Genomic DNA, 26838 nt, shown 5'->3' with positions numbered 1-26838 from the left:
TCGCGAAACCCAATATTACATTGTGAATCTGAAAAAAGGTACATTTACTTTAAAACGTATTATTTAAAATTTAAAACTCAAAAAAAGCCGCGATTTCCGCGACTTTTTATTGTACAGTTTTTTATAATCTATTAATTTGCTCTGGTTGTCAATACAATCTCGAACTTCGAACCAGCTTCACCCGCGAATACAATAGTTCCGTTCTCAGGCAACACAATTTCGTTTTGTCCACTGACCACTGTATGATTAATGCCTATGCCAGCTTGGTTATATACAGCAAATGCGCTGTTTGCAGACATCTTGACCGTCATTTCTTTACCTGCAGCTGATGCCGGAATCGAATACCATGTGGCATGACCATTCGATTGAATGGTTGTCTTCGATTGTTTTCCCGCATAGATCGGTTTGATGATGTCTTGAGCAGCATAAACGTTGCCTCCTGCTGTAACGTATTCCACGCCATTTTCCTCATAGAAATTAAACTCCATCGTGTCACGGCCTGCTAATCCAGGAATTTGCAATTGGTTCACAGCTTGGTTAGCTCCGATAATTTTGTTGGTGTAGATATAACCAGGCAGCTCATTAAAAGTATGAATGGGAATCATCGGCATCGCTGCGTTGTACAGTGTTGATGTGTATTTTTCATTAACCAACACGTAGGCTTTGCCTTCCCTTTTCTGCCATGCGGCCTTTACTTCTTCCGACAATTCATTGGTTTCAAGCTTTTCTGCCTTATATTCAGAGGAAGCAACTTGCCCAAGCCCAGGAACAGACTGATACGAGCGAGACCACAAATATGTGTTCCCATTGACTTCCTGAACGAACTTCAGCTTTTCCGTAGCCGCATCATTAACAAATGAGCCATCAGCGGTGTACGTATAGGTCTGATCAGGACTGTTAGGAGACGACAGATTAGATAGCATTAATTGCCCATCATCTGTTACGTCCATCTTCATTAACATGTTTGCCCCACCCGCGTACATGCCTGTGTGCTGTGTAAGTTCCTTCGGCATGGTTATTTTCACCGGTGCATCATGTGACTTCTCCGGTTTACGCTCTGGAATGATATTCTTCTCCTCAAGCGCACCAAGCAACAGCTCAGTTGCCAGCAATTGATCCGTTGAGCTATGACCACCCGAAGAGGTTACGGCAGCAGCCATATTATATTCCGGTAGCACAATCAAGGAGGAATGATAGGTGATTGTATTGCCACCTTTGCTTACTGCCTGGATGCCATAATCATTAAAAGGAAACAGGTTCACGCTATCCCAGCCCAGGCCATAGCCAATGGACGAATCGCCTTCTTCTGGCCACATGCCTCTCTTGTATTCTTCTTGCTCCATGGCCTCTACAGATTCCCGTGAGAGAACAGTTTCAACCTCACCTGTAAAGATTTTCGAGAACTGAACCAGATCCTCAGCGGTGGAATAGATGCCTCCCGAGGCAATCATATTTGTAGTCTCTAACGGGAGTTGTTCCTCATGCGAAGGGGCGTATGTTGCTGCCATCTGGCTAAAGTCCACAATATCTTGCGGTGTTTTGGTATGCTCCATACCAAGAGGTTCGGTTATGTACCGGTGCATGAAAGTTGTGAAGCTCATGCCGCTGACACGCTCAACCAGAATTTCAGCTAATGTAAAACCGTCATTACTATACACCGAGTATGTGCCAGGATCGGCCTTCAGATGTTGCGTCGCTAATTGTTCCAGTAACGTATCATGCGCATAGGTATCATTATCTCCAAACAGTATTGCACTGTTACTTGACGTTCCGAGAAGTCCGGATGAATGATTCAGTAGCATACGTGGTGTAATCTGTTGGTAACGCTTGTCTTTCATTTTAAAATCTGAAATATACTTCACGACAGGCTCATCAAGATCGATCTTGCCTTGGTCCACTAGCTTCATTACGGCGGTTGTGAGCATCATCTTGCTGGTTGAACCTATGCCATACATGGTGTCTGAAGAAAGGGAAATATTGTTTTTCAGATCATTTTTGCCTGCCTGACCGGAGATCACAATCTCACCCTCATCCATCAGTGCGTACTGCACACTTGTCGTAGCGTATGATTCAGTGAGTACCTTGGCCTTTGCACTTACTGCCTTTTTAGTCAGATCATACGTAGAGCTACTACCGTTACTGGTAGCGGGTGTGGCCATGGCCGACATTGGGGACATCATTGCAAACACCAAAGTTATGGCGGCGATAGACGTTCGTTTCTTTCGTGTCAATCTCATCTTCTCCTGTCTAGTCTATGGATTGGGAATCTCTGTGTTCGTACTCCCGTAGTGTAACCGAAGAAGATGAACTGTCTGTGGCTTGAATATGAATCGAGTATGAACCAAGCAGGACCAACCCAAATAGGTTGGACACACGGTAAAAATCGCTTTAGTTCAGCTTTGTTTTGTTTGCAAATTAAACTTTTGCTATAATGGTATATCAATCAATGGAGTGCCAATAACATGGCTAAGCACATAAATAAATGCAGTCCATAATTCAGCATGAGTAATGGAGTTGAAGCAATGCTAAAAGTTAATCGGAATGACCAACGCCCGATCTGGCAGCAACTTTTGGATCAAGCGATTCATAATATCACAACCGGGAAATGGCAACCAGGAGAATTGCTACTCCCCTCACGCGAACTTGCTCAATTAATTGGTGTTTCACGCTCAACCATACAGATTGTGTACGAGGAATTATTCAGTCGAGGGTATACGATAACCTCCCGACGAGCCGGGACAAGAGTTAGTGATTGGACATATGCACCTCGTTCATCAGAAGACGTCACGATGCAAGGGCCTATTCCGCCCGAATTGCCTACACTAAACGAATCGATTGGTCATCTGCATAGTTGGTTTGGCAATAGAGACAATCGCAAAATAGAAATTGATTTTAATCCCCACGAGCCTTATCTGGATGAAAGTTTCACAAAAGCCTGGAGGCAATCCTTTTTACAAGCTTCCACTGAACCCAATCTGGATATATGGGCTTATGGTGATGCCAGAGGGTTACTGGCGTTAAGAGAGCAGATTCAACGTTATTTGTCACTTGAACGAGGCATTCATATCGATGTTGATCAAATCTTGTTAACCTCAGGTGCACAACATAGCATTGATTTAATTGCCCAGGCACTTTTAAGTGAGGGAGACAGAGTTTCCGTAGAAGATCCCGGCTTCCCTGCTGCTTGGATGGCGATGAAATACCGCCGGATGCAAGTCGATCCCGTTCCGGTTGATGAGTATGGATTATGTGTAGATCATATTCACCCACAGACAAAACTTGTATTTGTCACACCTTCTCATCAATGCGCCGTTGGTGTTATTATGTCGGAGCCACGCAGGCAACAATTGATGCACTTGGCAGCTCATCATCGATATTGGATTGTTGAGGATGATTACGATAGCGAATTTAGGTACCGTGGAGATCCGCTTCCAACTATATTCAGTCAGCAACCTCAGAATACGCTTTATATGATGAGTTTTTCCAAAATGGTTGCACCTGGTATTCGTCTATCGGCTATCATCGGCCCCAAAATAGCCATCGAGCGCCTTACCCAAGTTCATGAATTAACCTATCGTCATCTGCCGATTATGGAACAATTAACGCTAACTCATTTTATTGAGCGTGGTCATTTTATGCGCCATATGAGAAGAGTTCGGAACATATATCGACGCAGACACGAAGTCATGACCAAAGCCATTGTTGCTTCTGGGCTAGGCTCACGATTTACATTAAGTGGTGTGGAAACGGGATTACATATGCTTCTAGAATCTGAAACGTCATTTGACGAAGAAGCGCTGACGAATGCTGCCCTTGATCAAGGTCTACGCGTGTATCCGCTTAGTAGATATTGCTTGGAGAGTCATCGAAAAGGATGGATATTAGGTTTTGCGAAAGTGGATGAGGAGCAGATTGAGGAAGGAATACATCGGCTTGCAAAGATTGTATTATGATGGAGAACATGCTCTCCAATCGGATTCGAAAGGATGTTTTTTGTAATGAAAATTTTAGTGTTAGGAGCCACCGGACGGGTTGGAAGTCATTTCGTCTCTAATGCCCTACGTTCCAATCATCATGTAACTGCACTGGTTAGAAGCCCGGAAAAGGTACAAATCAACGATGACAATTTCATTCTGCATCAAGGAAACGCTCTAGTCAAAGAGGATATTCATCACGCCATACAGGGTGTGGATCTCATTGTTAGTTCCTTAAGTACCGATGGAACGACTACATTATCGCAATCCATGGGACATATTGTTGAGGCTATGGCTCAGGAGCGTATCAAAAGAATCATTACCATTGGTACCGCAGGAATATTGGAAAGTCGAACGGATCCTGGCTTGCTTCGTTTTCAATCCCCTGAGTCCAAACGTAAGTCCACGCGAGCAGCTGAAGAGCATCTGGAGATGTACAACATTCTGAAGGCTTCAGAGTTAGAATGGACCATCGTGTGTCCTACCTACTTATTTGATGGAGAATCTCTCGGTAAGTACCGGGTTGAGCGCGACTATTTGCCTGACGGTGGAACTTCTATATCTGTAATCGATACTGCGGAGTTTGCTTATCAGCAATTAATGTCTGATGAGTATGTACAGTCTCGTGTAGGTATAGCCTACTAGCGCGTGTCTTAAATCTCATTTACGGTATATCTCTTCTGTTCAAAAAAGTGAGTTTCAATATAAGCATGGAAAATCAAAGAGCCTGCAATTGTTAGCCATCAGGAACAATTGCAGGCTCTATTTGTGTCTGCTGTTGAGCTATTTAAGCCCTTCATATAAAGGGAATTGCGAAGTAATTTCGCGGACACTACCTAATATTTGATTTTTTACATCCGAGTTCTTTGGATTTTTAAAAGCAAGCCCTATCAGCTGAGCAATTTCTTTCATTTCCCTGGCTCCCAGTCCTCTGGACGTCATAGCCGGCGTTCCAAAACGAATACCGCTCGTGATCAACGGGCTTGCTGTATCGTGAGGGATTGCATTTTTATTCGCCGTAATCCCTACTTCATCCAGTAAAGCTTCGGCTTCTTTGCCTGTAAGGCCCATAGTTCGTAAGTCAACCAACACGATATGATTATCTGTTCCCCCCGATACAAGGGTGAGCCCTTCATTCATTAAAGTTTCTGCCAATACGTTGGCGTTATCCAGAACACCTTCAATATATGTTGTGAAATCGGATTTCAATGCCTCGCCTAATGCCACCGCTTTCCCCGCGATAACGTGCATGAATGGCCCACCCTGGGTTCCCGGGAATACATCTTTGTCGATCGCCTTTGCCCAGGAGTCCCGGCACAAAATGGCTCCCCCTCGTGGTCCTCGTAAGGTCTTGTGTGTGGTAGTTGAAACAAAATGGGCATGTGGTACCGGGTTAGGATGCAAACCTGCCGCAACAATTCCTGCTATATGCGCCATATCTACAAAGAAAAGAGCTCCCACTTCGGCGGCAATCTGGGCGAATAATTCAAACTCAATGGTCCGTGGGTATGCACTTCCACCTGCAACGATCATGCGTGGACGATACTTATGAGCAAGTTTACGTACTTCGTCAAAGTCAATGCGGCCTGTTTGTGCATCGACACCATATGAAACGAAATTATAAAATCTCCCAGAAAAATTAACAAGGCTTCCGTGTGTTAGATGACCTCCTTGGGATAGATTCATGCCAAGTATTGTGTCACCAATCTCAACCGAGGCAAAATATACTGCCATGTTGGCCTGAGAGCCGGAGTGAGGCTGCACATTCGCATGTTCAGCGCCAAAAAGGGCTTTAAGGCGGCTATTTGCTATCTCTTCGACTGTATCGACATGCTCACACCCGCCATAATATCTTCTGCCCGGATACCCCTCCGCATATTTATTGGTCAATACCGAACCTGTTGCTTCCACCACAGCTTGACTTACAAAATTCTCTGATGCAATCAGTTCTATCGTATCCCGCTGCCTTCCAAGCTCTTGCTGGACAGCCATTCCTATTACTTTATCTTGCTTCTCCAAATGTTTCATGAACATCTTCCTCTCAATATTACGGTTATTTATTCGTTCCAAGTTGTTTTTTGGGAAATTTACTATTCATCAGTAGATGTGCCATCATTCCTGCAAACAGTCCCCAAAATGCACCACCCACACCAAGCAAAGTCACATTCGCTGCTGTCGCCAAAAACGTAATCAATGCAGTTTCACGTCCCTTAGGGTCCGTTAATGCATTGGCAAGACTGCCACCGATCGTTCCAAGTAAGGCTAATCCCGCTAATGTTGCAATAAAGGTAGCAGGAAGAATCAAAAACAGGGCAGCCAATGTTACGCCAAAAATGCCGACAAAAATATAAAAAACACCACAAGCAATACCTGCAATATAACGTTTGGTTGAATCCTCATGTGCATCCTTTCCTGTACAAATCGCTGCTGTAATAGCTGCCACATTAAAAGCATGTGATCCGAATGGGGCTGCAAGAAGCGAACCCAAACCTGTTACAGCTAAAATAGGATTGGCACTTGTCTTGAATCCATCATTACGCAGAACAAGCATTCCGGGCATATACTGCCCTGTCAAGGTAATAATGATCAGTGGTAGCGCTACGCCAAGTAAAGCATTTAACGAAAATGCTGGAACAACAAATACAGGCGATGCTACAGCCAATTGGATCGTACTGAAGTCTGTTTTCCCCATGCATATCAAATAAATCAAACCAATTGCCAATATGCCAACAATGGCGTAACGGGAAGTAAACCTTCTTAGCACGATATAGCCTGCAAACAGTACAATCACAAGCAAAGGATCTACCTTCGCCCCGCCAAAGGCCGAAATACCAAACTGTAGCAAAATACCGGCTAACAATCCGGAGGCGATGCCTGGGGGAATAAGTCGAACGAAACGTTCAAACATGCCTGACAAACCTAAAATAATAAATCCGACTGCTGAAATCATGTAAGCGCCAATAGCTTCTGGATAAGGGGTTACCGCTAATGCTGAAACGAGAAACGCCACACCCGGTGTAGACCAGGCTGTAATAATCGGTTCCTTATATCGATAACTGAGCCAAATTCCTGTTACTCCTACCCCAATCGAGATGGACCAAATCCAGGAAGCGGTCATTTCCGGGCTTAAACCAGCGACTTTTGCAGCTTGAAAAACAAGAATAAACGTACCCCCGTAATTAACAATTACGGATATTAAAGCGGCTATAAGCGGCGATATCAAATCGCGGCCACGTAACGAAGGGGATGCTGTCTTCATATTTAACACTACCTCTCACTTAATCATCGATGCGTGTGTTTTCATTCCAGTAATACTCATCCGGTAAGTAGCGTTGACCAAATACACTTGTCCCTACACGTATCATTGTAGCTCCTTCTTCAATGGCGACCTGGAAGTCACCAGACATACCCATCGATAAAATATCCATTTCTACGCGTGGAATATTTTTCTCTTTAATCTGTGTACGGATCTGGTTTAACAATCGAAAACAATGTCGTGTTTCTTCGTTTGTCGCATTCAGTTTTCCAATGGTCATTAAACCTTTCACATTTAATGTCTCGAATTGAGACAACTGTTCTACAAGCTCAACGGCTGTTTCTGGAGAGGCACCAAATTTACTTTCTTCGTAGGACGTATTAATTTGCACAAGAATATCTAAGGTCTTATTCTCTTTGAGAAGCTGGTTATGTAACGCTTGACCCAGTTTCAGACGATCTACGGAATGGATGAGAGTAACATATTTAACAACGTCCTTTACTTTATTTGTTTGCAGATGTCCGATAAAATGCCATTCCACCTGTTTGCTTTGTTCCATGAGTGGGAATTTGTCTCGGAGTTCTTGAGCTTTGTTTTCTCCAAACAGGACCTCACCTGCTTGAATAGCTATTTGTAATTTCTCAAGCGGTACCGTTTTGGTCGCGAGCAACAACTTGATGTCCTCGATGTTGCGACCTGAAGCCTGGCAGGCCAATGCCATTTGCTGTCTTACAGCTTGAAGATTTTCTTCTACTAGATGTTTCATGTCAGCCACCTTCTTTCTATTCCGAACAGGAATGAATCAATGAGATTAGCTCCTCCTTATGTTGTGAAGACTGTGTAGAACGTCATGCTAGTATAGCAACGCATGGATTGGATATACATATCCAAAAATGCTATTTTGAGCAGTCCAAAAAGACAAAGTGGACTTTAATTCAATTGGGGCACCTTTAATATGCTTTTAAAAGTCAATAATCTGATTGATGTGATGTCCACACGCTTCTTCCAAAATGAAAAAAGCCGCTAAATTAGCGGCTTGGTTTAGTTCTATGTTCATGTCCAAGAAGATACATGTTTTATGATGATTTACTCATTCACATTTTCCTTGGTTACCAGCTTCAATTCAGCGGGAATCGATGACTCCACCTGCTTGCCACTGAGCACATCCAGAGCTGCTTGCAGCGCCAGTTGGCCAATCAGTATAGGCTGCTGAGCGACTGTTGCCGTCAATTTCCCATCCTGAATGGATTTGATTGCATCATCATTACCATCGAATCCGATGACCGGAATGTCTTTACCTGAGCTTTGAATCGCTTCAATTGCACCAAGTGCCATCTCGTCATTATGGGCAAATACCGCTTGCACGTCAGGATTACCCTGTAGCAAGTTCTCCATGACATTTAATCCTTTGGACCGATCGAAATCAGCAGACTGTTTGGAAACCACATCAAGTTGCTTGTCAGCCACTTCGTGGAAACCTTTACCCCGTTCTCTTGTTGCGGAAGCGCCAGGCACACCCTCAAGTTCAATGACTTTTGCTCCCTCACCCAGTTGTTCAACAAAGTATTCAGCTGCCATGCGTCCACCTTTAACGTTATCCGATGCCACTAGTGCCGCCACTTCGCCTTTATCGGCGGAGCGATCCAGCGTAATTACAGGAATGCCCACACTATTAGCGGATTGAACCGCTGTGGAGATCGCTGCAGAGTCCGCAGGGTTAATTAGCAGTGCACTAACGCCTTGCTGAATGAGATCATCCACATCATTGGTTTGTTTGGCCGAATCGTTCTGTGCATCCACCACGATGACCTGTATTCCCTGTTTTTTGGCTTCAGCCATGACCCCGTCCTTTAGTGATACAAAGAATGGATTGTTCAGTGTAGATATCGACAAACCTATTTTCTTCTGTCCGTTACTTTTGTTAGGGTTTGGTTTAGCCCATTCTGGTGGCTCCAGAGAGCACCCGGCCAGAACGATGATCATCAGCATACTTATGAGTGTTACAGTCCACTTTTTCATATTCGCTTCTCTCCTTATGCTGTTTTCTTGCGGTCCAGCAGGACGGCAATGGCAATAACGATACCTTTTACAACCATTTGATAAAATGAGTTTACTTCAAGCAAGTTCAATCCGTTATTCAACACGCCGATAATCAGAACACCGATCAGTGTACCAACGATGCGTCCACGTCCTCCAGCCAGACTTGTACCACCCAATACAACTGCTGCGATTGCATCCAGCTCGTAGGATGTTCCTGCCGTTGGTTGCGCTGAATTCAAACGCGATGTCAGAATTGCACCTGCCAGAGCAGCGAGCATACCTGTCAGGGAGTAGATCATAATTTTCACGCGATTAACTTTGATACCCGAGATAATGGAAGCTTTCTCATTACCACCGATGGCGTACGTTTTGCGCCCAAAAGCCGTTTTATGCAAAACAATCCACAGAATCATGAAGGTAATCAGCATCGTGATTGCAGGTACTGGAATGCCCAGCAGGTAACCGCGGCCGAACAATTGGAACAACAAGTTATCCCCGAGTCCTGTAATTGGATTACCATTGGTGTACACCAACGTCAGTCCTCTGAATATCGTCATGGTAGCAAGTGTAGCGATAAACGGAGCCATTTTACCTTTGGTAATCATCAGTCCGTTCACCATACCCATGACACCACCGAGTGCTACACCAATAATGATGGACAAGATCGGATCCAGGCCGGACAACATCATGTTTGCTACAAAAGCACTGGATAAAGCCAAGATTGAGCCGACCGACAGATCAATTCCACCCGTCAGGATAACAAACGTCATACCAAAGGCAATCAGCGCATTAATCGAGACTTGACGCAATAAATTCAAGATATTAAGCGGTTCCAAGAAACTTGGATTCAACACCGATACGATGAGAATAAGAATGATTAAGCCAAGCAGCGGTCCCAATTTTTGTATCACGTTTGAGAAACGGAATCCGCTTTTAGCCGTTTTGTTTTCCTGCATTGTTGTCATATCACTGTCCCCCTGTGGCCAATGTCATAATGTGTTCTTGTGTTGCTACTTCCCTTGCAACCTCGCCACTGATGTGTCCCTCATGCACAACCGCGATCCGGTCGCTCATGCCAAGCACTTCAGGCAGCTCCGACGATACCATGATGATTGCAACGCCGCGGTCAGTCAGTTCATTCATCAATTCATAGATTTCGCGCTTCGCCCCGACATCCACTCCGCGGGTAGGTTCATCCAGGATAAGTACGCTTGGTCCGATACCAACCCATTTCGCGATAACCACCTTCTGCTGGTTCCCCCCGGATAGATTCCTTGCCGCCGTCTCGGAGGATTGCGTTTTGATCTGTAGACGTTTGATCAGTGTATCTACGAAGTCTTGTTCTTTTGAAGCTGAGATGAAACCTTTGCTTGAGAAACTGAACAGATTTGGCAACGCCATATTCTCGCGAATGGAGAAGTCTAATACCAGCCCTTCATCCTTGCGGTCTTCTGTAATGAACCCGATTCCATGTTTCACTGCATCTGCCGGTTTACGAATGTTCGCTTTTTTGCCGCGGATGAAGATTTCACCGCTATCCAACGTATCCAAACCAAAGATGGTTCTCATGATCTCTGTTCGTCCAGAACCCATAAGTCCTGAGAAACCAAGGATTTCTCCCGCTCTCACGGTGAAGTTAATATTCTCGAACAACCCTTTGCTGCTTGCATTCCTTACTTCCAGAACAACTTCACCATAAGAAGGATTCCGGACAGGATAACGCTCAGTCAGTTCACGACCTACCATTTTCCGAACCACTTCATCAAAACTTGTTTGTGGAATAGCCTGCGTGTCTACCGTTCTACCGTCACGCATGATGGTAATCCGGTCACAGATCGTAAATATCTCCTCCATTCGGTGAGAAATATACACGATGGATACGCCTTCCTTTTTCAGCGAGCTGATTACACCAAACAGCTTCTGAATCTCGCGTTCCGTAAGTGCTGCTGTTGGCTCGTCCATAATGATGACCTTGGCATCAGTCATTAGTGCTTTGGCAATCTCGATCATCTGTTGCTGCCCGACAGAGCACTCTCCCGCAGGACGTTCCATTGGTATGTCTACAGAAAGTTTAGCGAACTGTTCTTTGGCGAGCGCTTTCATTTGTCTTGTATTAAGCAACCCGATGGATGATGTCAGTTCCTTTCCAATAAAGAGATTATCCAGCACAGTCATTTCAGGCCATACGTTCAGCTCCTGATGTATGAAAGTGATACCCAGTTTCTCGGCTTCCTTTGGACTTGCAAAATAGTTTTCTTCTCCGTCTATGGTGATGGTTCCCTGATCACGCTGATGAAGACCAATCAGAATGTTCATCAGTGTGGATTTGCCGGCTCCATTCTCCCCCATTAGGGCATGAACTTCACCATCCTTTAGTTCAAAATCCACTCCGCTCAGCACCTGGTTCGTTCCAAACGCTTTATGAATGTCTTGCATCTGAATGTGCATTACGCAACCTCCTTTTAACCGAAATGGACTCCCGATTGTAAAATGCAATTGGCATAGGGTGTGGCTTCACCTGTGCGGATAACAGCTTTCACCTGCCGTGTTAATGCTTTGAATTGTTCGTGGCTGACGGAAGCATCAATTGCTTCTACCCCGAATTTCTCTGTGATGAATTGCATGGCTACGGGATTGCCTTCGCAAATCTCTTCAGCCACAATGACTTTCTCAATGACCATATCTTCAGCGATCGCTTCCACCACTTCGCGAAAACTTGGTGTTCCCAGTTTGAGGGCCAGATCGATTTTGAGTACCCCGTCCGGTACCGGCAGACCTGCATCCGCAATCGCAATCATGTCCGTATGGCCCAGATCAGACAAAATCTTGGAAATGTGACTATTCAACATGCCATTTCTTTTCATTACAAGTTCTCCTCTACTTCATCACGCGTCGGCATGCCGCCCTGCGCTCCAAACTTGGTGACGGACAACGATGCAGCCCGATTGGCGAAGCGTATACTCTCTTGCAACGCTTTTCCTTCAGCCAAAGCAACTGCAAATGCGGCGTTGAACGTATCCCCTGCCCCCGTAGTATCAACAGCCTCAACTTTATAAGTTGGGACTAGAATTTCGTCAGTGCCATCAAAGTACCGTACACCTTTACTGCCCTCCGTAATGAACAACTTGTTAGGATACTGACGTAATGCCTGTGCAGGACTCATGCCCTGAAACAAAATCTCGGCTTCATGCTCGTTCGGCGTGATATATGCGGCATTGTCGATCACTTCTTGCGGCAATGTTCTCGCCGGAGCGGGATTAAGCAGCAGCGGTGTTCCGAGTTCTGCACACAATGCACTCACATGCACAACCGTTTCCTCCGGAATTTCCTGCTGAATTAATACGATATCTGCATCGCGGATCACTTCAGCTGCTTCATCGACATATGCAGGAGTGACTTCCCGATTCGCCGCTTCAACCACTACGATACTATTATCACCTTCTGCCAAAATGATATGAGCCGTACCACTTTCTAAATGTGTAACCGGTTTCACATTTTGCGTATTTACAGCATTTGCTCTAAAGTTCTCTACAATATCTTTGCCAAAAGCATCGTCGCCTACCCGGCCGATCATCGCAACCTCGGCACCCAGTCGTGCAGCGGCAACAGCCTGATTGGCTCCTTTGCCACCAGGAACCGTTTTGAAGCTATCGCCAAGAACGGTTTCACCCGCCCCCGGCCGTCTTGATGAAGTAACAACCAGATCCATTGAACTGCTTCCAATTACACATATTTTAGCCATCTGATCTCACCTTTCTCGTAGTGCCCCGTTCGATGAAACTCACGGGCAACTGTATGTTTTTATTCTCTATTGCAGCTTGTTCCACAAGCTGGATAAGTAATCCCGCCGCTTCTCTTCCCATCTCGTATGCTGGCTGATGGATGGTGGACAATGCCGGCGATAACAGGCTGCTCATCGGAATATCATCGAAACCAATCACTTGTACGTCATCAGGAACCTTTCTTCCGATCCGTGATGCCTCATGCAGTACTGCCATGGCTGCGATATCATTGCTCGCAATGACCCCGTCTGTATCCGCATACTTCCTGAATAATTCTTCAGCCCACACACTTGCCTCATTAATTGAAAATGAGGTCGTCTGGATTACCCGGTAGTCTAACCCAGCATCACGGATGATTTCAATCGCCCCTTCAAAACGATCCTGAGCGGGTCTGATCTGTGACGGTCCCTGCATAACTGTGATCCGGCGACTGCCGCGTTTGATAATCTCCCTTGCAGCTAGTCTTCCACCTTCCCTGCCATCCGCATACACGGATGGACGATCCAGTGAAGTTCTGTCCAGAAACACAACGGGAATCTTCAGTTTTTCATATATCGAAGAATGAGGGTAGTTCGTTGAAGAGATCACACCGACCACGTTGTTCTGGATAAACGTCTGGATGTAATCCTGCTCCTTCCGTTCATCCTCATCACTATTTCCGAATATCAGTCTGTAATCCTGCTCCTGCATCCGGTCCTCTACGCCGCGGGCCAACTGCGGGAAGTAAGGGTTCGTAATATCCGGCAACAACAGGCCAATCAGTTTGGATTTACGCTTATATAATGAGCGTGCCACTTCATTTGGCGAAAAGTTAAGCGCCTTCACAGCATCTTCCACTTTCTTGCGTGTGTCCGCATGAACATAACCTCTATCATTAATGACCCTGGATACGGTGGCTACAGATACGCCAGCCAGTTGAGCTACGTCTTTAATTGTTGTCATAAGTTGCTCTCCTCTATGTGTAACCGGTTACAGTCATTAAATTATCATATTATTTTCAATTTGACAAGCGTTTTCATTCTGGAAATTTCTCCAAGTATACATAAAGTGCACTGTAATCCATCTATATCATGGTTTTCACCTGTAAGGGAGGTCTATAATTCATAGACGTTAAAGAGGCACCACTCGATTAAAACTCAGAGCGATGGCACCCAGATCAACATAAGAATCAGCAATCTCCTATGAAATATTGCGCAAATGCTTCATTTTTTTCTCCTACCGGGAATATCATTCCATCTTTAACCTTCATGTTTAGCCATTTTATTACCTCCAATGTTGACCTAAATATGGATTACACACATACGTGCGATATCGCACAACATATCAATGAACTAAGAAGATTGTGCAAGGAAGCATCCGATCTTGATTTTATAGAAAGGAATCTATAACAAAGCCCCTCATGAACCGTTCCTTCTTTATAATCTTACCAATTGAAGAGCGGTTCATTAATTTTCATTACAAACATTGGCGATATGTGATATGGTCAGGAAGGATATTAATAGATTCATACATACATATGTACATGAAATGTGAGGAGAAGATCGAAAGTGATAGAGAGAAATACCCTTGAGAAACCGAGTAAATTTAGTGATCCCATTTTTGTTATGCTCGTGGCAAGCCTGTGTTGCTTGTTATGGGGAAGCGCGTACCCATCCATCAAACTTGGATATATCGCATTTAACATTCTGCCGGAAGATATTGCTTCCAAGTATGTATTTGCCGGATACCGGTTTACACTGGCGGGCTTGCTGCTCTTGCTCCTGTCTCGTATCGTTAGAAAAGAGAAGCTCCAATTGTCCAAGCCGCAGTGGACTAGCCTCATCATGCTAGGTATATTGCAAACGGGTTTGCAATATATGTTTTTCTACGTCGGCGTAGCCAATACGACGGGTGTCAAAGGCTCCATTATGAACGCAACTACAACCTTTTTTAGTGTTGTTCTAGCCCATTTCATCTATAAAAACGACAAATTAAGCAGAAATAAGATCGTTGGTTGCTTGCTCGGATTCGTTGGTGTAATCATCGTAAACTTCCATACGGATCTGCTTGCTTTTTCCTTTTCATTCACAGGCGAAGGGTTCGTTATTATAGCAGCACTTGTTTTTTCTGTTACGGCCCTTTACGCAAAACGTCTCACCGCCACCATCGATGTTCTGATCATAACAGGTGTCAGCTTATTCGTCGGGGGACTGGTACTTACGCTGTTAGGTCTATCACTCGGCGGTCGGGTCACCCATTTCACCCTGGAATCCACCAGTAACTTAATCTACCTGGCTTTGCTGTCATCCGTTGCATTTTGTCTATGGAATATGCTTCTCAAGTACAACAAGGTCGGAAGAGTGTCTGTCTATAACTTCCTAATCCCTGTATTTGGAGCTTTATTATCAGCGTTATTCCTGGGGGAAACGATTCTGGAACTGAAAAATCTGGCCGCATTACTGTTCGTGTCGGTTGGCATTTATTTAGTCAATCGTGTACGTTCTGTGCAAAGCTCTAATAACACTCCAATGAAATAGACTACGCGTCCCACTTTCATGGATAACAAAAAAAGCCGCTAATTAGCGGCTTTTTTTGTAAATGTGATTAAGCTATGCTTCATTTCTTTACGATGTTATACCTTAATATATATTCGTAAAGTCAATTAAGTCTTCTTCTTCCAAATAATTAAAAACTATAGTGTGCTTACCCAGCTCATATTCCATCTCATAACCACCCACAACTTCATTATAATATTCCGAGGTGGGTTTTCCCATCCATCGTTTCACATTCCATGGTGAGAGGTACTGCTTTTCATTGTACAGCTGGATAACTGCAATACGTGATTTCTTGCTAAGCTCGTGCATGTATGAATCAAACCCGATGCCGAATTTAGAATAATAATAGTACGCTCCCCATTCCCCGTTTGAACGAGAATTGGGTTTCCCCAGCTTTTTTTGCGCATTTTGAAGCGTCATGCCAATCTTGATGTCCGTCCGGCCTGGCAACACACCCTTTATAGCAGCTTCCTTCAGGCTTTTCAGGTAAGCGCGATCGCCAACACCCGAGTTTGGCCAAGCTTCTGAACGGAGGTTACGTGTATCTTCCAACCGCAATTCCAATTTGTTCACATTCAGCTTAAACGTATCAACCCCATAGACAAATTGAAGGTTGTTGTAATTTTTGAACTGCACTCGGGCACCTGAAAGAGTACGGATTCCATCATCTCTGCTTGCAGAGTAGGAATCGTCGATTTTTTTCCCCTTATTATCGACATATGTTACACGGCGCAATTCCCCGGAACGAACAATATACGTTTTCACCTCATTGAAATTAGAAGTTCCCCAATCGGTGATCATCAGCATGTCTGGTGTACTAGCCTCTTTGCTTTTCACAACAAAGTTCCAGGTTTGAGGCAAAATAATCGTATTCAGATCCAGTTTTGCTGCTTGGACTGTTCCGTATGCTGCGCCTTTTTTCAGCAAGGCTGCACGATACGTTCCTGAATAACTCTTGTCGCCTTTTTTATTGTTGGTCCAACCATTTTCTTCGGTTAGTGTACTCTTCTGTTCATCATAAGCAAAAATATAAACGGTGTAAGCCGTTTGTTTGGCATCACGAAGCGTAAATGAAAGCCGACTCATACTTTCGAGCTGTTTGGCGGAGATTTGCTCTCCTTTGGCAGCAGCATTGGGTGGTAGCAGGAGCAATCCGCTCAGAACGTAGACGAATAAGGTAAGTAAGGCCAGAGAAGCCCATTTTGATTGGTGCTTAGGGTGTATCATCGATGACTCTCCTTTGAGTAAAAAAATAAAATCTAACAGCTCTTTTCTAATTATGAATCGTGCACAATTTCAACATTCAAACAGATACTTGCTAGCGTGTAATCTTGATTAAACTATGTAATGAATTTAAGTTCATGTTCAATAAGCATACCCCCCTACTAGTACTATTTTCCTAAGAATGATAACATACCCTTTCTAATAAAGAAATAACAATCTAATGAATAGATTTCGACTCATATAACATAAAAAAGCCGCTATTTAGCGGCTCTTCAAGTAACTTCGAATACGATATGATTTACAGGCAGGAGTATACCACATTTCGTAAGCGTCGTTGAACGTACGGCTCCTGACTGTTCAGCAGGTGCTGTGCATACATGACTGTAAGCTGTGAATCCGGATCAATAATAGCCATACAACCAGCAGCGCCGCTCCATCCAAATTCGCCAATTGGACTCAGTGAGCCGCTTCCTGCTTTGGAGATATGTGTGCGAACACCCAGTCCATAGCCGTATCCATACATATGATCCCAGGAATAATCAGCACGAGTCATCTCATTCAGGTGGTCCGTTCGCATCAGTTCCACTGAAGCTTGTGACAGAATGCGCACGCCTTCGGGACTAGTACCATGCCCAGTAAGCGCGTTCAGAAAACGTGCATAATCGCTAACGGTTGATAGTAACCCTGCACCGCCGCTTTCCAGCTCAGTACCCACACGGAATCCATTGCCGTCCAAACGTACAGCCTTTTCAAGCTCATCATTGTAAGCATACTGTGGAATCAGACGTGTCTGCTGCTCATCGTTCAGATTAAATGCTGTATCGTTCATGCCAAGGGGTCCGGTGATTTCGTCCCGCAGATACGTACCAAAGCGTTTGCCACTTACCACTTCCACCAAGGCTCCCAGCACATCATGGCACATGCTGTAATTCCAGTGTGTCCCTGGTTCAAACAGCAACGGTTCTTTCGCAAGCGCTCTCGCGAAATCACGTGTTGGCAATGTTCCATCGGTGCTTTTTACAGCTTCTTGAATGCTTGGACAACCAACGTCATACGAGAACCCGGCAGTCATGGTGAACAAATCACGTACTGTAATGGCTCTTGTCGCCTTTTCCAGTCGGATCTCCTCGTTCGGCATCGTTTTCTTTACCGTCATCTCAGCATACTCTGGCAGATAATCAGACAAGGGATCACTTAACAGGATTGCCCCTTTCTCCATCAGTTGCAGTCCTGCCACGCAGGTCATAATTTTGGTCATGGAATATAGATTGAAGATCGCTCCATCACCGATAGGTGTTTTCTCTTCCAGATTGGCGTATCCATTACGATAATGGAAAACGGTATCATTTCGATGCATCACCAGCACCTCTGCCCACGGTATACGCCAGGATGTAATGCGGTCGATAAATGAAGCAAGCGGTTTAAAATCCATTTTTTCCCGTCCTTCTATGTAAGATCGTTTATCATTTTGCGATGTGGTCCATATTCAATTCCACAATCGACATATTATTAATATACGACCTTTTCCAACGATTGACCACCATATATATACTCTCCTATGCGCAATTACAATACATATTCTTTGTTTATCAAACTGCTACGCACGAATAAGCCGATCCAGGAAAGGATCGGCTTATGTTGTAACGTTTTAGGCTTCGCCACGTCTGTTCTCAACCGATTTCATACGGTTTTGATCATCTGGTACCCGGTCAACACTGAACTCTTGACCAGCTTCAACCTCACCATGACCTGAAATATTCCGCGAAAAATTAGTGAACTGTCTTTTTTGCTCATCCAGCTCGTGTTTTTGCTTCAATAGCTCTTGCGGGTCTTGTTTTGTCACTATGCTAACCTCCCATACATGAAATCATGCATTGTATTCGCACTATAGAAGTTTTCCATAAGAGAGCTGTACTTATGCATGAATATAGATGAGATGGATATCGTTCCGTTGTTAGTGTAGCTAATTTATACAGTTAAGAGACTAGTTTCAATCCCACAATACTGACGATGATCCCACTAACGATAGCCAATTTCTTAGCATTTTTGGGCTCTTTGAATACATACATTCCTAATAGTACACTGCCCGATGCCCCAATACCTGTCCAGATTCCATAACCAATGCTGATTGGTATCTCTCTCAAAGACAGGGAAAGAAAAATAAAACTTAATCCCAAAAACAGAGCGAACGTAAATGTATGTTTCAATTTGGTAAATCCATCTGAAAGTTTCAGAAATATTACACCGCCAACTTCAAATAAACCAGCCAAGATTAAGAAAAACCAACTCATATCTATACACCTGCCTTTTGTTTAGGTTCATTGGATACAAATTTCAGACCGATGATGCAACTGATTAATATCATGACCAGCACGATTTTAATTGCACTTACGGAGTCCCCCAAAAAAATCATTCCCACAATTGCGGTTCCAAATGAACCAAGTCCGGTAAACACCGCATAAGCGGTGGATACAGGAAGTATTTTAGTGGATTTTGCAAAGAAGTAGAAGCTGCCAATCATTAAAATAACCGTGGGGATTACGATCTCGATTTTCGAAAAACCATCGGAGAATGACAAACCTAATGCCCAACCTATCTCTAAGATTCCTCCAAGAATAAGAAATAACCATGCCATAAAACATTCTCCTCTTCTGCATTCATGTTGTTGTTTTGTGATCAACACTTAATTTGAAATAATGATAGTTATTTGTATCATTTGATATAATAATAAACCATCTTCATTTCATTTGCAAATTTAAATATTCGTATTAAATTAACAAGGAAATGCGCCTTTTAAAACTCAAAGTTAAGCTGTGAACAAACAAAAAAAGCCAACCAGAAGTTCCTGGTTGACCAACTACGTATAAGTTAATTTTGTTTTTCGGAATCAGTGAATATCTTTCTTTTTGAAATTGCCGCCTCTTACTTCAGCTACATCGTATACAACTACAAAGGCAGTTGGGTCAATTTCATGAATGATATCTTTAATTTTACTCTCTTCCATCCGGTTAATAACACAAGTGATTTCCTTGAATTGCTCATTAGAGTAGCCACCGTATGCATCGGTATACGTTGCTCCACGACCTAATCGGTCACGAATGGTTTCAACCATGATTTCTGGTTGATTCGTAATAATTTTAAATGTTTTGGAGCCGCTCAAGCCCTCTTCAACAATATGTATTACTTTGGAAGCAATAAAATACGCAAGTCCTGACAAGATCGCGCCTTGCAGACCAAACACGGTAGAAACGACAATAAAGACAAACATGTTGAGGAACAGAATTAGATCACTGGTTCCAAAAGGTACTTTTCGGGAAAGGAGTACAGCCAGCATATCTATGCCATCCAATGCCCCGCCATTACGTAATGCAAGTCCCATACCAAAACCGATGATAATCCCGCCGACAACCGTAACAAGCAAGGTATCACCTTCAATGATGGTTGGTACATGGTGCATCAGACTGGTGCTGATTGCGAGTGAAGCAATACCGATGATCGAATATAACGCAAAGCTTTTTCCGATTTGCTTGTACCCGAGCCACACAAATGGAATGTTAATAATCCCGATGAGCATCCCCAGTGGTAATCCGAACAGCTGTGATCCTACGATACTCAGACCTGTGACACCACCATCAGAGACATTATTCGGGATCAATATGGCTTCCAGACCATATGCCGTTATAAATCCCCCAATGATAATTAATAATACTTTGGAGAGGATTTTTAACTTATTTGACTTTTGTTTTCTGATTTGATGCATTGCTTTTCCCCCTTGATAAACAACCGATAAAAAATAGTCTATAATAAAAATCACTGTTTTGGCAATAGAACGTCATTGGTGTCTGTTACACTATTGTCCGATGAACTTTCGATACGACGAAATTTTATGCTCAAGCATCTCATCTGCTGTGTTAAGTATGTGCATCTGTTTTTGAATCGCCGCTTTATGCTCCTCCAGCAGCTTCAAACGATCCGCCGCCGTATGCTCCCCTTCCTGAAACAAGGATGCATACTTCTTAATGGTAGCAATGGGCATCTGAGTCTCTTTTAATTTAATTACAAATTGCAGCCATTTCAGGTGTGACTCGTTGTATCGCCTGTCTCCACTCGCATCTCGGAGAGGAGTTACAATCTGTTCCTTCTCATAATAACGTAATGTATGTGCACTGATATGGAGTAATTCTGCCACTTCACCAATGGTATGCATGGTTAACCTCCCCTCCATTTTCACGCTTGACTTAGAGTAAGCTCTAATCAGTATAATCAACTCGTGGTCATATCACAATAAAAAATGAAATCAGATCCAGGAGGAATTCCCATGAAATACACAGTGATTACCGGTGCCAGTTCGGGCATTGGATATGAAGCTGCTTTAGCTTTTGCAGCCCGTGGCAAAAATATGATCCTGGCAGCACGCAGAACCGATGAATTGGACAAATTAAAAGCAAAGGTAGCTGAAATCAATCCTGATCTGGATGTTGTCATTCGTACAGTGGATCTGTCCATTGCCGCTAATGTACATGAATTCTATGAAAGTCTCCAGGCTTACGCCATTGAGACGTGGATTAACAACGCAGGATTCGGGAATTTCGCATCCGTTGGCGAACAACACCTGCCCAAGATTGAGCAGATGCTTCATCTTAACATAGAAGCTCTTACGATTCTTTCTTCCCTGTATGTACGTGATTATGCAGATATCGATGGCACACAGATCATTAATATCTCCTCTGGTGGTGGATATACGATTGTAGCCGATGCAGTAACCTACTGTGCAACCAAGTTCTATGTAAGTGCCTTTACGGAAGGACTTGCGCAAGAGTTGAAAGGCAAGAACGCAGCAATGCAAGCCAAAGTTCTCGCCCCGGCTGCAACGGAGACGGAATTTGCGAAACATTCCTTTAATGTAGACGAGTTTGAATATGAAGGCAGAGTTCCAAAATTCCATACGGCGGAACAAATGGCTGGATTTTTGCTGGAGTTGTATGACAGTGAGAGTGTAGTCGGCATTGTGGATGGGTTGACGTATGACTTTGAACTAAGAGAACCGATCTTTCCATACGCTGCGAGAGCATCCTCGAAACCACAAAATTAACCCGAAAACTGAAGTCGCAGCTAAGTCGGCTTAATACCGGTAAACATTCACCTAACCTCACTGATAAACATCATTAAATCTAATCGTTAAACTTCATTGGACGTTAAAAAGGGAACCTGTCTCCAGGTTCCCTTCTTTGTATTTATTTTCAATTCTATATTAATACTTACTATATAATGAAGTAATTATGCCAGCCTCATTTTGAAATCCTGATATCCGAATTCGCGAACAACTTCGCAATCGCCGTCTTTTCTTTTGATTGCAATCGCTGGAAGCGGCATGCCGTTGAACGTATTGGTTTTCACCATGGAGTAAATCGCCATGTCCTCGAATACCAGACGGTCGCCTTCTTGCAAAGGCTGATCGAATGAATAGTCCCCAATTACGTCACCAGACAGACAGGTTTGTCCACCAAGACGATACAGATGGGCTTTCTCGCCTACTTCTCCCGAACCGATCAGCGGCGGACGATATGGCATTTCCAGCACATCCGGCATATGACACGTAGCTGAAGTATCCAGAATAGCGATGTCCATACCGTTTTTATGGAAGTCCAGCACAGAGGTCACCAGATAACCCGCGTTCAGCGCAACAGCTTCTCCCGGCTCCAGATATACTTCCAGGCCATAATCGTTCTGCATACGTTTGATGCATGCTTCCAGTCTTGGAATATCATAATCTTCACGTGTGATATGGTGCCCACCGCCGAAGTTGATCCATTCCATTTGTGGCAACCATTGTCCGAATTTATCGACCACTGCATTCAGCGTAGTCTCCAGATCGTCGGAGTTTTGCTGACACAGTGTGTGGAAGTGCAGTCCGGAGACGCCTTCCAACAGGTCTGCATCGAAATCCTCCAGTTTCGCGCCAAAACGCGAACCCGGAGAACACGGATCGTAGATCTCATGTCCTTCTTGGGTAGAACATTCAGGGTTGACGCGCAAGCCGACCTTACGGCCAGCTTGAAGCGCCTTATCCTTGAATTTTGCAAGCTGTGAAAATGAGTTGAAAATAATGTGGTCGCAGATGGAGAGAATCTCGTCGATCTCTTCTGCGCGGTATGCTGGAGCAAAGACATGATTCTCTTTGCCCATTTCCTCATGGCCCAGACGCGCTTCATACAAACCACTCGCCGTTGCACCGCTCATGTATTCTCCAATCAGCGGATACATCGCAGTCATGGAGAATGCTTTTTGAGCAAGCACGATTTTGGCACCTGTACGCTGCATAACACCGTTCAGGATTTTCAGGTTTCTCTCGATAAGCGCCTCGTCAACAACAAAACATGGTGTCGGTAATTGCTCGAACCGCATTTTAACGAACAAGCTCCGATTCTTTAACTTCTTCTGGCAGCTCATCAACGAGTACCGGGTTGAAGTCTTCTACCCATGGGAGGCCCCATTTGTTCAACTCTTCCATGAATGGATCCGGGTTGAACTCTTCTACATTATAAACGCCTGGTTTGTTCCATTTGCCTGTCATGACCATTGCTGCACCAATCATAGCTGGAACACCTGTTGTGTAAGAGATCGCTTGGGAACCCACTTCTTTGTAACACTCTTGGTGATCACAGATATTGTATACATAATATGTTTTGTCTTGACCATCTTTTTTGCCTTTGAAAATACAACCGATGTTTGTTTTACCTACAGTACGTGGTCCAAGGGATGCTGGATCCGGCAGTACTGCTTTCAGGAATTGCAGTGGAATAATTTGTTTACCTTCATATTCAATAGGCTCGATTGAAGTCATGCCTACATTTTCAAGAGCTTTCAAGTGAGTCAGGTAGCTTTGACCAAATGTCATGAAGAAACGGATACGTTTCAGACCTGGCATATTTTTTGCCAAAGATTCCAGTTCCTCATGGTACAACAGGTACATGTCTTTCTCGCCAACTTCTTTGAAGTCGTAGACACGTTTGATTTCCATTGGCTTCGTCTCGATCCATTCACCATTTTCCCAATATTTTCCGTTCGCAGATACTTCGCGAATGTTGATCTCAGGGTTGAAGTTGGTTGCAAACGGATAGCCATGGTCGCCGCCATTGCAGTCCAGAATATCAATGTACTCAATTTCGTCAAAGTAGTGCTTCAGGGCATAAGCGGAGAATACGCCAGTTACGCCTGGGTCAAATCCACTACCGAGCAATGCAGTGATGCCTGCTTGTTCAAAACGCTCTTTGTAATCCCATTGCCAGCTGTATTCAAACTTCGCTGTATCATGTGGCTCATAGTTAGCTGTGTCCATGTAATTTGTTTTAGTTGCAAGGCAAGCATCCATGATAGTCAGATCTTGATACGGCAAAGCAAGGTTCATAACGATATCAGGTTTAACTTCGTTGATCAAAGCGATCAGTTCTTCAACATTGTCAGCATCAACTTGTGCCGTTGTAATTTTTGTTTTTCCGCCGTCCAGCTTGGCTTTGAGTTCATCACATTTGGATTTTGTACGACTCGCGATGCAGATTTCCTCAAAAACTTCGCTGTTTTGAACGCATTTGTGTACTGCCACGGAAGCAACGCCGCCGGCGCCGATGATTAGTGCTTTTCCCATTTTACATTCTCCTATCCCAATATGTATTTTTTTTAAATTGGTTTGATACGATGACAACAAGACAACAAGACAACAAAAAAAGCAAGGTGAAAAATGCCCGCAATCGCGCATCATCACACTTGCTTATCGATATACATCATAAAAAAGACGTGAAGTCTCCATGACCAAAAAAGTTCACAAGAACTCCTTTGGCGGAAAGCTCCTTCATGTATATCAATATTGGATCAGAGTCTATATAGCAAATAATTCGCCTTTACCACTCTTATTGACCGTTTCACAAGTTGATGTGCAATTGCACTGGTTGTAAAGTAACCAACTTATAAAATTTGAGCTTTGAACTCAATCAATAAAGCAACATAAGTTGCCAATCGGCGTTTGACCCGGCTGTCCGTATGGCCTTAACTTCCTGGTGAAGTGGTCAAAAATTATCTGCTGGAAAGCTCTAATTCATATTGATAAATAAACTTCCCAAAATCACAGGTCTTACACTATCAGACGTTGAAAAAAAAATCAAGCAATAATTAAAAATTAATTTTTTGTCCGAACAAGGACCATGAATGAAATGGATATCCTTCGAATACTTTCAAGCCTTCTGCGCCCAGTAATTCCTCCACTATCTCAGGCTTTTGAGGACTTTTCTTAAATACTTCTTCACAGCGATCATAATGTTGCTTCCAGCAATTTCCGCTAATTGATCATGTGCCGCTTATGCATTAAAAATTCATCTTTATTCATAATGTTTACCTCCACAACAAAATTTATGTACTCAATTTTATGTTTAACATTAAGTATGTTCACGCCATTGGAGTGCTTCTTGTTCATACCGTTCTATCCTCATTATAAATAAAGAGTATGACGACAATTCGTCATACTCCAGTGAGTCACATTTATAAAAACGATTAGAATTTTACGGGCAACGATGCCAATCCTTGTGATGACAAAGCAGAGTGCCACTGAATCTCTTCCTGAGGAACACGGAGCTGTAGATCGGGTAGCCGACGCAAAAGCGTAGTAAACGCCACGTCCCCTTCCACCCGAGCAAGTGGAGCGCCAAGACACATATGGATCCCGTGTCCAAAGGCCAAATGCCGTTTTATTTTGCGTTCGATATCCAACTCTTCGGGGTCAGTGAACTGCTGCTCGTCCCGATTTGCTGATTTCAGAAGGGGAATCACAACATCTCCCTTTTGAATCAATTGTCCATCCAACTCCGTGTCACGTGTTGCATAACGAGGACCTGAGGAAGTGGCGGGTCCGTTATATCGTAGCAACTCCTCCACCGCAGAAGGAACCAGATTCAGATCTTGTTTCAGTTGTTCCAGTTGTTCGGGATGGGTCAGAAGAAGATAAGAACCAGTTGCAATCAGATTGGAAGTAGTCTCATGTCCGGCAAATATCAATAACGTGATCATGGATATTAATTCATCTTCATTCAGTCGATCACCCTCCTCCTCAATCGCAATCAATTGACTGATGAGGTCATCAGAAGGTTCTACTCGTTTGTTCGCCACAAGCTGTGAGGTGTACTCTGCAAATGATCGCAAGTGCTGCGCTACGGCAGGGTCCTGTTTACCAAAACCAAGACCTTTTGCAATGGCTTCAGACCATACATGAATCTGAGGTCGGTCTTCCTGAGGTATACCCAACATTTCGGAAATAACGTTGATTGGGAAAGGATAGGCATAATCTTTTACAAGATCCATCTCTCCTTTTCCTTCGAATTGGTCAATCAACTCATCGGCAATTTCCTGGACGCGTGGACGCAGGCTTTCCATATATCTTGGAGTGAACGCTTTGGAAACCAGGCTACGGAGTCTACGATGATCCGGTTCATCAACAAAGAGCATCGACTTTCCGGTAAAAAAGGTCTGGGGTTCCGTTGAACCAAGCTCGTCTGAGAGATTCTTTCGAATATCATTGCCACGATCAATAGAGTTCATATCTACCGTAAATCGAGAGTGATCTTTCAGCACTTCCATGGCAACGCCCATCCGAGTTACAATCCAGGTTTGCCCTGCTCCACCCATTGGGTTAGGAATAGGGACAACAGAACCTTTGGCACGCATCTGTGCAAACATGGCAAATGGATCTTTACTATTTTCTTCGCTAAACAAATTAAATTCTACTTTTTCCGATGTCTGGTTATTCGAATTATTCATATAAATCTTCCTTTCGAAGTGAAATGATTCAAATCTATGGAAATATATGTTCATTCCGATTATATACTACTAGTATATTTAATTTCAAATATCATAGGTAAAACAGCATAAAACAACTGTTATAATAACAATTAATTAATATACTATTAGTATATTAATTAAAACTACGGGCATAAAAAAACAAAAAAAGAGGTCGGCTACGAGCCAACCCCCATATTAATTAC

24 protein-coding genes are annotated in these 26838 nt (G+C 43.7%); 4 read left to right on the top strand and 20 right to left on the bottom strand.

Translation table 11 applies throughout. From position 1 onward, the window contains the following. Nucleotides 1-131 precede the first annotated feature (131 nt). Nucleotides 132-2237 carry a serine hydrolase domain-containing protein gene (locus tag MKY66_RS14590; protein ID WP_076212086.1) on the bottom strand — a complete coding sequence of 702 codons (2106 nt, stop codon included), beginning with the start codon at nt 2235-2237 and terminating at the stop codon, nt 132-134. Nucleotides 2238-2522: 285 nt separating this feature from the next. Here MKY66_RS14590 and MKY66_RS14585 point away from each other — a divergent pair, with 285 nt between their 5' ends. Together MKY66_RS14585 and MKY66_RS14580 are read left to right on the top strand one after the other, a co-directional pair. Continuing rightward, nucleotides 2523-3953 carry a PLP-dependent aminotransferase family protein gene (locus MKY66_RS14585; RefSeq protein WP_076212083.1) on the top strand — a complete coding sequence of 477 codons (1431 nt, stop codon included), beginning with the start codon at nt 2523-2525 and terminating at the stop codon, nt 3951-3953. Nucleotides 3954-3998: 45 nt separating this feature from the next. Beyond that, the gene (locus MKY66_RS14580; protein WP_076212081.1) at nt 3999-4619 is read left to right on the top strand and encodes an SDR family oxidoreductase; all 621 of its coding nucleotides are present in this window, start codon (nt 3999-4001) and stop codon (nt 4617-4619) included. Nucleotides 4620-4757: 138 nt separating this feature from the next. On the opposite strand, the gene glyA is transcribed toward MKY66_RS14580, so the two are convergent. From glyA to MKY66_RS14535, 9 genes are all read right to left on the bottom strand, one after another. Next, nucleotides 4758-6002, bottom strand: coding sequence for a serine hydroxymethyltransferase (gene glyA / locus MKY66_RS14575; protein WP_076212080.1), 1245 nt, complete (start codon nt 6000-6002; stop codon nt 4758-4760). Between the two features lie 25 nt (nt 6003-6027). Then, nucleotides 6028-7233, bottom strand: coding sequence for a benzoate/H(+) symporter BenE family transporter (locus tag MKY66_RS14570; protein WP_076212078.1), 1206 nt, complete (start codon nt 7231-7233; stop codon nt 6028-6030). Nucleotides 7234-7252: 19 nt separating this feature from the next. Then, nucleotides 7253-7996: a YggS family pyridoxal phosphate-dependent enzyme gene (locus MKY66_RS14565; protein WP_076212076.1), complete on the bottom strand. Its 744-nt coding sequence runs from the start codon at nt 7994-7996 to the stop codon at nt 7253-7255. 320 nt (nt 7997-8316) lie between these two features. Next, nucleotides 8317-9249 carry a ribose ABC transporter substrate-binding protein RbsB gene (gene rbsB, locus MKY66_RS14560; RefSeq protein ID WP_036615972.1) on the bottom strand — a complete coding sequence of 311 codons (933 nt, stop codon included), beginning with the start codon at nt 9247-9249 and terminating at the stop codon, nt 8317-8319. Between the two features lie 14 nt (nt 9250-9263). After that, complete coding sequence (gene rbsC / locus MKY66_RS14555) at nt 9264-10235, bottom strand: ribose ABC transporter permease (protein ID WP_036615973.1); 972 nt, start codon at nt 10233-10235, stop codon at nt 9264-9266. A gap of 1 nt (nt 10236) precedes the next feature. Beyond that, nucleotides 10237-11718: a sugar ABC transporter ATP-binding protein gene (locus MKY66_RS14550; protein ID WP_076212074.1), complete on the bottom strand. Its 1482-nt coding sequence runs from the start codon at nt 11716-11718 to the stop codon at nt 10237-10239. Between the two features lie 14 nt (nt 11719-11732). Continuing rightward, complete coding sequence (rbsD, locus tag MKY66_RS14545) at nt 11733-12134, bottom strand: D-ribose pyranase (RefSeq protein WP_017688515.1); 402 nt, start codon at nt 12132-12134, stop codon at nt 11733-11735. Then, nucleotides 12134-13012 (bottom strand): ribokinase, encoded by an 879-nt coding sequence (rbsK, locus tag MKY66_RS14540; protein ID WP_076212072.1) that lies wholly within the window; start codon nt 13010-13012, stop codon nt 12134-12136. Before rbsK ends, rbsD begins: the two co-directional genes overlap by 1 nt. Then, entirely contained in the window at nt 13005-13994 is a 990-nt protein-coding gene (locus MKY66_RS14535; protein WP_076212070.1) for a LacI family DNA-binding transcriptional regulator, read from the bottom strand. Before MKY66_RS14535 ends, rbsK begins: the two co-directional genes overlap by 8 nt. A gap of 605 nt (nt 13995-14599) precedes the next feature. On the opposite strand from MKY66_RS14535, the gene MKY66_RS14530 reads away from it, so the two are divergent. After that, entirely contained in the window at nt 14600-15568 is a 969-nt protein-coding gene (locus tag MKY66_RS14530) for a DMT family transporter (protein WP_143760328.1), read from the top strand. Between the two features lie 102 nt (nt 15569-15670). On the opposite strand, the gene MKY66_RS14525 is transcribed toward MKY66_RS14530, so the two are convergent. The 7 genes from MKY66_RS14525 to MKY66_RS14495 all read right to left on the bottom strand — a co-directional run bounded on the left by MKY66_RS14525 (nt 15671) and on the right by MKY66_RS14495 (nt 21017). Next, nucleotides 15671-16813: a DUF4309 domain-containing protein gene (locus MKY66_RS14525; RefSeq protein WP_076212068.1), complete on the bottom strand. Its 1143-nt coding sequence runs from the start codon at nt 16811-16813 to the stop codon at nt 15671-15673. A 295-nt stretch (nt 16814-17108) separates the two neighbouring features. After that, nucleotides 17109-18242 carry a serine hydrolase domain-containing protein gene (locus tag MKY66_RS14520; RefSeq protein ID WP_076212066.1) on the bottom strand — a complete coding sequence of 378 codons (1134 nt, stop codon included), beginning with the start codon at nt 18240-18242 and terminating at the stop codon, nt 17109-17111. 216 nt (nt 18243-18458) lie between these two features. Beyond that, nucleotides 18459-18653 (bottom strand): hypothetical protein, encoded by a 195-nt coding sequence (locus tag MKY66_RS14515; RefSeq protein WP_237175415.1) that lies wholly within the window; start codon nt 18651-18653, stop codon nt 18459-18461. Nucleotides 18654-18786: 133 nt separating this feature from the next. Next, nucleotides 18787-19101 carry a multidrug efflux SMR transporter gene (locus MKY66_RS14510; RefSeq protein WP_076212062.1) on the bottom strand — a complete coding sequence of 105 codons (315 nt, stop codon included), beginning with the start codon at nt 19099-19101 and terminating at the stop codon, nt 18787-18789. Between the two features lie 2 nt (nt 19102-19103). Continuing rightward, nucleotides 19104-19445, bottom strand: coding sequence for a multidrug efflux SMR transporter (locus MKY66_RS14505; protein WP_076212060.1), 342 nt, complete (start codon nt 19443-19445; stop codon nt 19104-19106). Nucleotides 19446-19697: 252 nt separating this feature from the next. Then, nucleotides 19698-20570: a YitT family protein gene (locus MKY66_RS14500; RefSeq protein WP_076212058.1), complete on the bottom strand. Its 873-nt coding sequence runs from the start codon at nt 20568-20570 to the stop codon at nt 19698-19700. Nucleotides 20571-20660: 90 nt separating this feature from the next. Then, nucleotides 20661-21017 (bottom strand): MerR family transcriptional regulator, encoded by a 357-nt coding sequence (locus tag MKY66_RS14495; RefSeq protein ID WP_076212055.1) that lies wholly within the window; start codon nt 21015-21017, stop codon nt 20661-20663. Nucleotides 21018-21128: 111 nt separating this feature from the next. On the opposite strand from MKY66_RS14495, the gene MKY66_RS14490 reads away from it, so the two are divergent. Then, nucleotides 21129-21902: an SDR family NAD(P)-dependent oxidoreductase gene (locus MKY66_RS14490; protein ID WP_076212053.1), complete on the top strand. Its 774-nt coding sequence runs from the start codon at nt 21129-21131 to the stop codon at nt 21900-21902. A 185-nt stretch (nt 21903-22087) separates the two neighbouring features. Here the strand turns inward: MKY66_RS14490 and nspC are convergent, their stop codons facing one another. The 3 genes from nspC to MKY66_RS14475 all read right to left on the bottom strand — a co-directional run bounded on the left by nspC (nt 22088) and on the right by MKY66_RS14475 (nt 26614). Then, nucleotides 22088-23215, bottom strand: a complete 1128-nt coding sequence (gene nspC, locus MKY66_RS14485) for a carboxynorspermidine decarboxylase (protein ID WP_076212052.1) — start codon at nt 23213-23215, stop codon at nt 22088-22090. Between the two features lies 1 nt (nt 23216). Continuing rightward, nucleotides 23217-24455, bottom strand: a complete 1239-nt coding sequence (locus MKY66_RS14480) for a saccharopine dehydrogenase family protein (protein WP_076212050.1) — start codon at nt 24453-24455, stop codon at nt 23217-23219. Between the two features lie 899 nt (nt 24456-25354). Beyond that, entirely contained in the window at nt 25355-26614 is a 1260-nt protein-coding gene (locus MKY66_RS14475) for a cytochrome P450 (RefSeq protein WP_076212047.1), read from the bottom strand. Between the last annotated feature and the right edge of the window lie 224 nt (nt 26615-26838).

This window comes from Paenibacillus sp. FSL R5-0766 (assembly GCF_037971845.1).
Taxonomy (GTDB): Bacteria; Bacillota; Bacilli; order Paenibacillales; family Paenibacillaceae; genus Paenibacillus.
Note: the sequence above shows the minus strand (reverse complement) of the source record. Positions and strands in the feature narration are given on the sequence as shown.

Excerpts from the sequence above, each read along its gene's own strand:
- MKY66_RS14590 (WP_076212086.1), bottom strand. The coding sequence starts at position 2,237 with ATGAGATTGACACGAAAGAAACGAACGTCTATCGCCGCCATAACTTTG.
- MKY66_RS14585 (WP_076212083.1), top strand. The coding sequence starts at position 2,523 with ATGCTAAAAGTTAATCGGAATGACCAACGCCCGATCTGGCAGCAACTT.
- MKY66_RS14580 (WP_076212081.1), top strand. The coding sequence starts at position 3,999 with ATGAAAATTTTAGTGTTAGGAGCCACCGGACGGGTTGGAAGTCATTTC.
- glyA (WP_076212080.1), bottom strand. The coding sequence starts at position 6,002 with ATGAAACATTTGGAGAAGCAAGATAAAGTAATAGGAATGGCTGTCCAG.
- MKY66_RS14570 (WP_076212078.1), bottom strand. The coding sequence starts at position 7,233 with ATGAAGACAGCATCCCCTTCGTTACGTGGCCGCGATTTGATATCGCCG.
- MKY66_RS14565 (WP_076212076.1), bottom strand. The coding sequence starts at position 7,996 with ATGAAACATCTAGTAGAAGAAAATCTTCAAGCTGTAAGACAGCAAATG.
- rbsB (WP_036615972.1), bottom strand. The coding sequence starts at position 9,249 with ATGAAAAAGTGGACTGTAACACTCATAAGTATGCTGATGATCATCGTT.
- rbsC (WP_036615973.1), bottom strand. The coding sequence starts at position 10,235 with ATGACAACAATGCAGGAAAACAAAACGGCTAAAAGCGGATTCCGTTTC.
- MKY66_RS14550 (WP_076212074.1), bottom strand. The coding sequence starts at position 11,718 with ATGCACATTCAGATGCAAGACATTCATAAAGCGTTTGGAACGAACCAG.
- rbsD (WP_017688515.1), bottom strand. The coding sequence starts at position 12,134 with ATGAAAAGAAATGGCATGTTGAATAGTCACATTTCCAAGATTTTGTCT.
- rbsK (WP_076212072.1), bottom strand. The coding sequence starts at position 13,012 with ATGGCTAAAATATGTGTAATTGGAAGCAGTTCAATGGATCTGGTTGTT.
- MKY66_RS14535 (WP_076212070.1), bottom strand. The coding sequence starts at position 13,994 with ATGACAACAATTAAAGACGTAGCTCAACTGGCTGGCGTATCTGTAGCC.
- MKY66_RS14525 (WP_076212068.1), bottom strand. The coding sequence starts at position 16,813 with ATGATACACCCTAAGCACCAATCAAAATGGGCTTCTCTGGCCTTACTT.
- MKY66_RS14520 (WP_076212066.1), bottom strand. The coding sequence starts at position 18,242 with ATGGATTTTAAACCGCTTGCTTCATTTATCGACCGCATTACATCCTGG.
- MKY66_RS14510 (WP_076212062.1), bottom strand. The coding sequence starts at position 19,101 with ATGAGTTGGTTTTTCTTAATCTTGGCTGGTTTATTTGAAGTTGGCGGT.
- MKY66_RS14505 (WP_076212060.1), bottom strand. The coding sequence starts at position 19,445 with ATGGCATGGTTATTTCTTATTCTTGGAGGAATCTTAGAGATAGGTTGG.
- MKY66_RS14500 (WP_076212058.1), bottom strand. The coding sequence starts at position 20,570 with ATGCATCAAATCAGAAAACAAAAGTCAAATAAGTTAAAAATCCTCTCC.
- MKY66_RS14495 (WP_076212055.1), bottom strand. The coding sequence starts at position 21,017 with ATGCATACCATTGGTGAAGTGGCAGAATTACTCCATATCAGTGCACAT.
- MKY66_RS14490 (WP_076212053.1), top strand. The coding sequence starts at position 21,129 with ATGAAATACACAGTGATTACCGGTGCCAGTTCGGGCATTGGATATGAA.
- nspC (WP_076212052.1), bottom strand. The coding sequence starts at position 23,215 with ATGCGGTTCGAGCAATTACCGACACCATGTTTTGTTGTTGACGAGGCG.
- MKY66_RS14480 (WP_076212050.1), bottom strand. The coding sequence starts at position 24,455 with ATGGGAAAAGCACTAATCATCGGCGCCGGCGGCGTTGCTTCCGTGGCA.
- MKY66_RS14475 (WP_076212047.1), bottom strand. The coding sequence starts at position 26,614 with ATGAATAATTCGAATAACCAGACATCGGAAAAAGTAGAATTTAATTTG.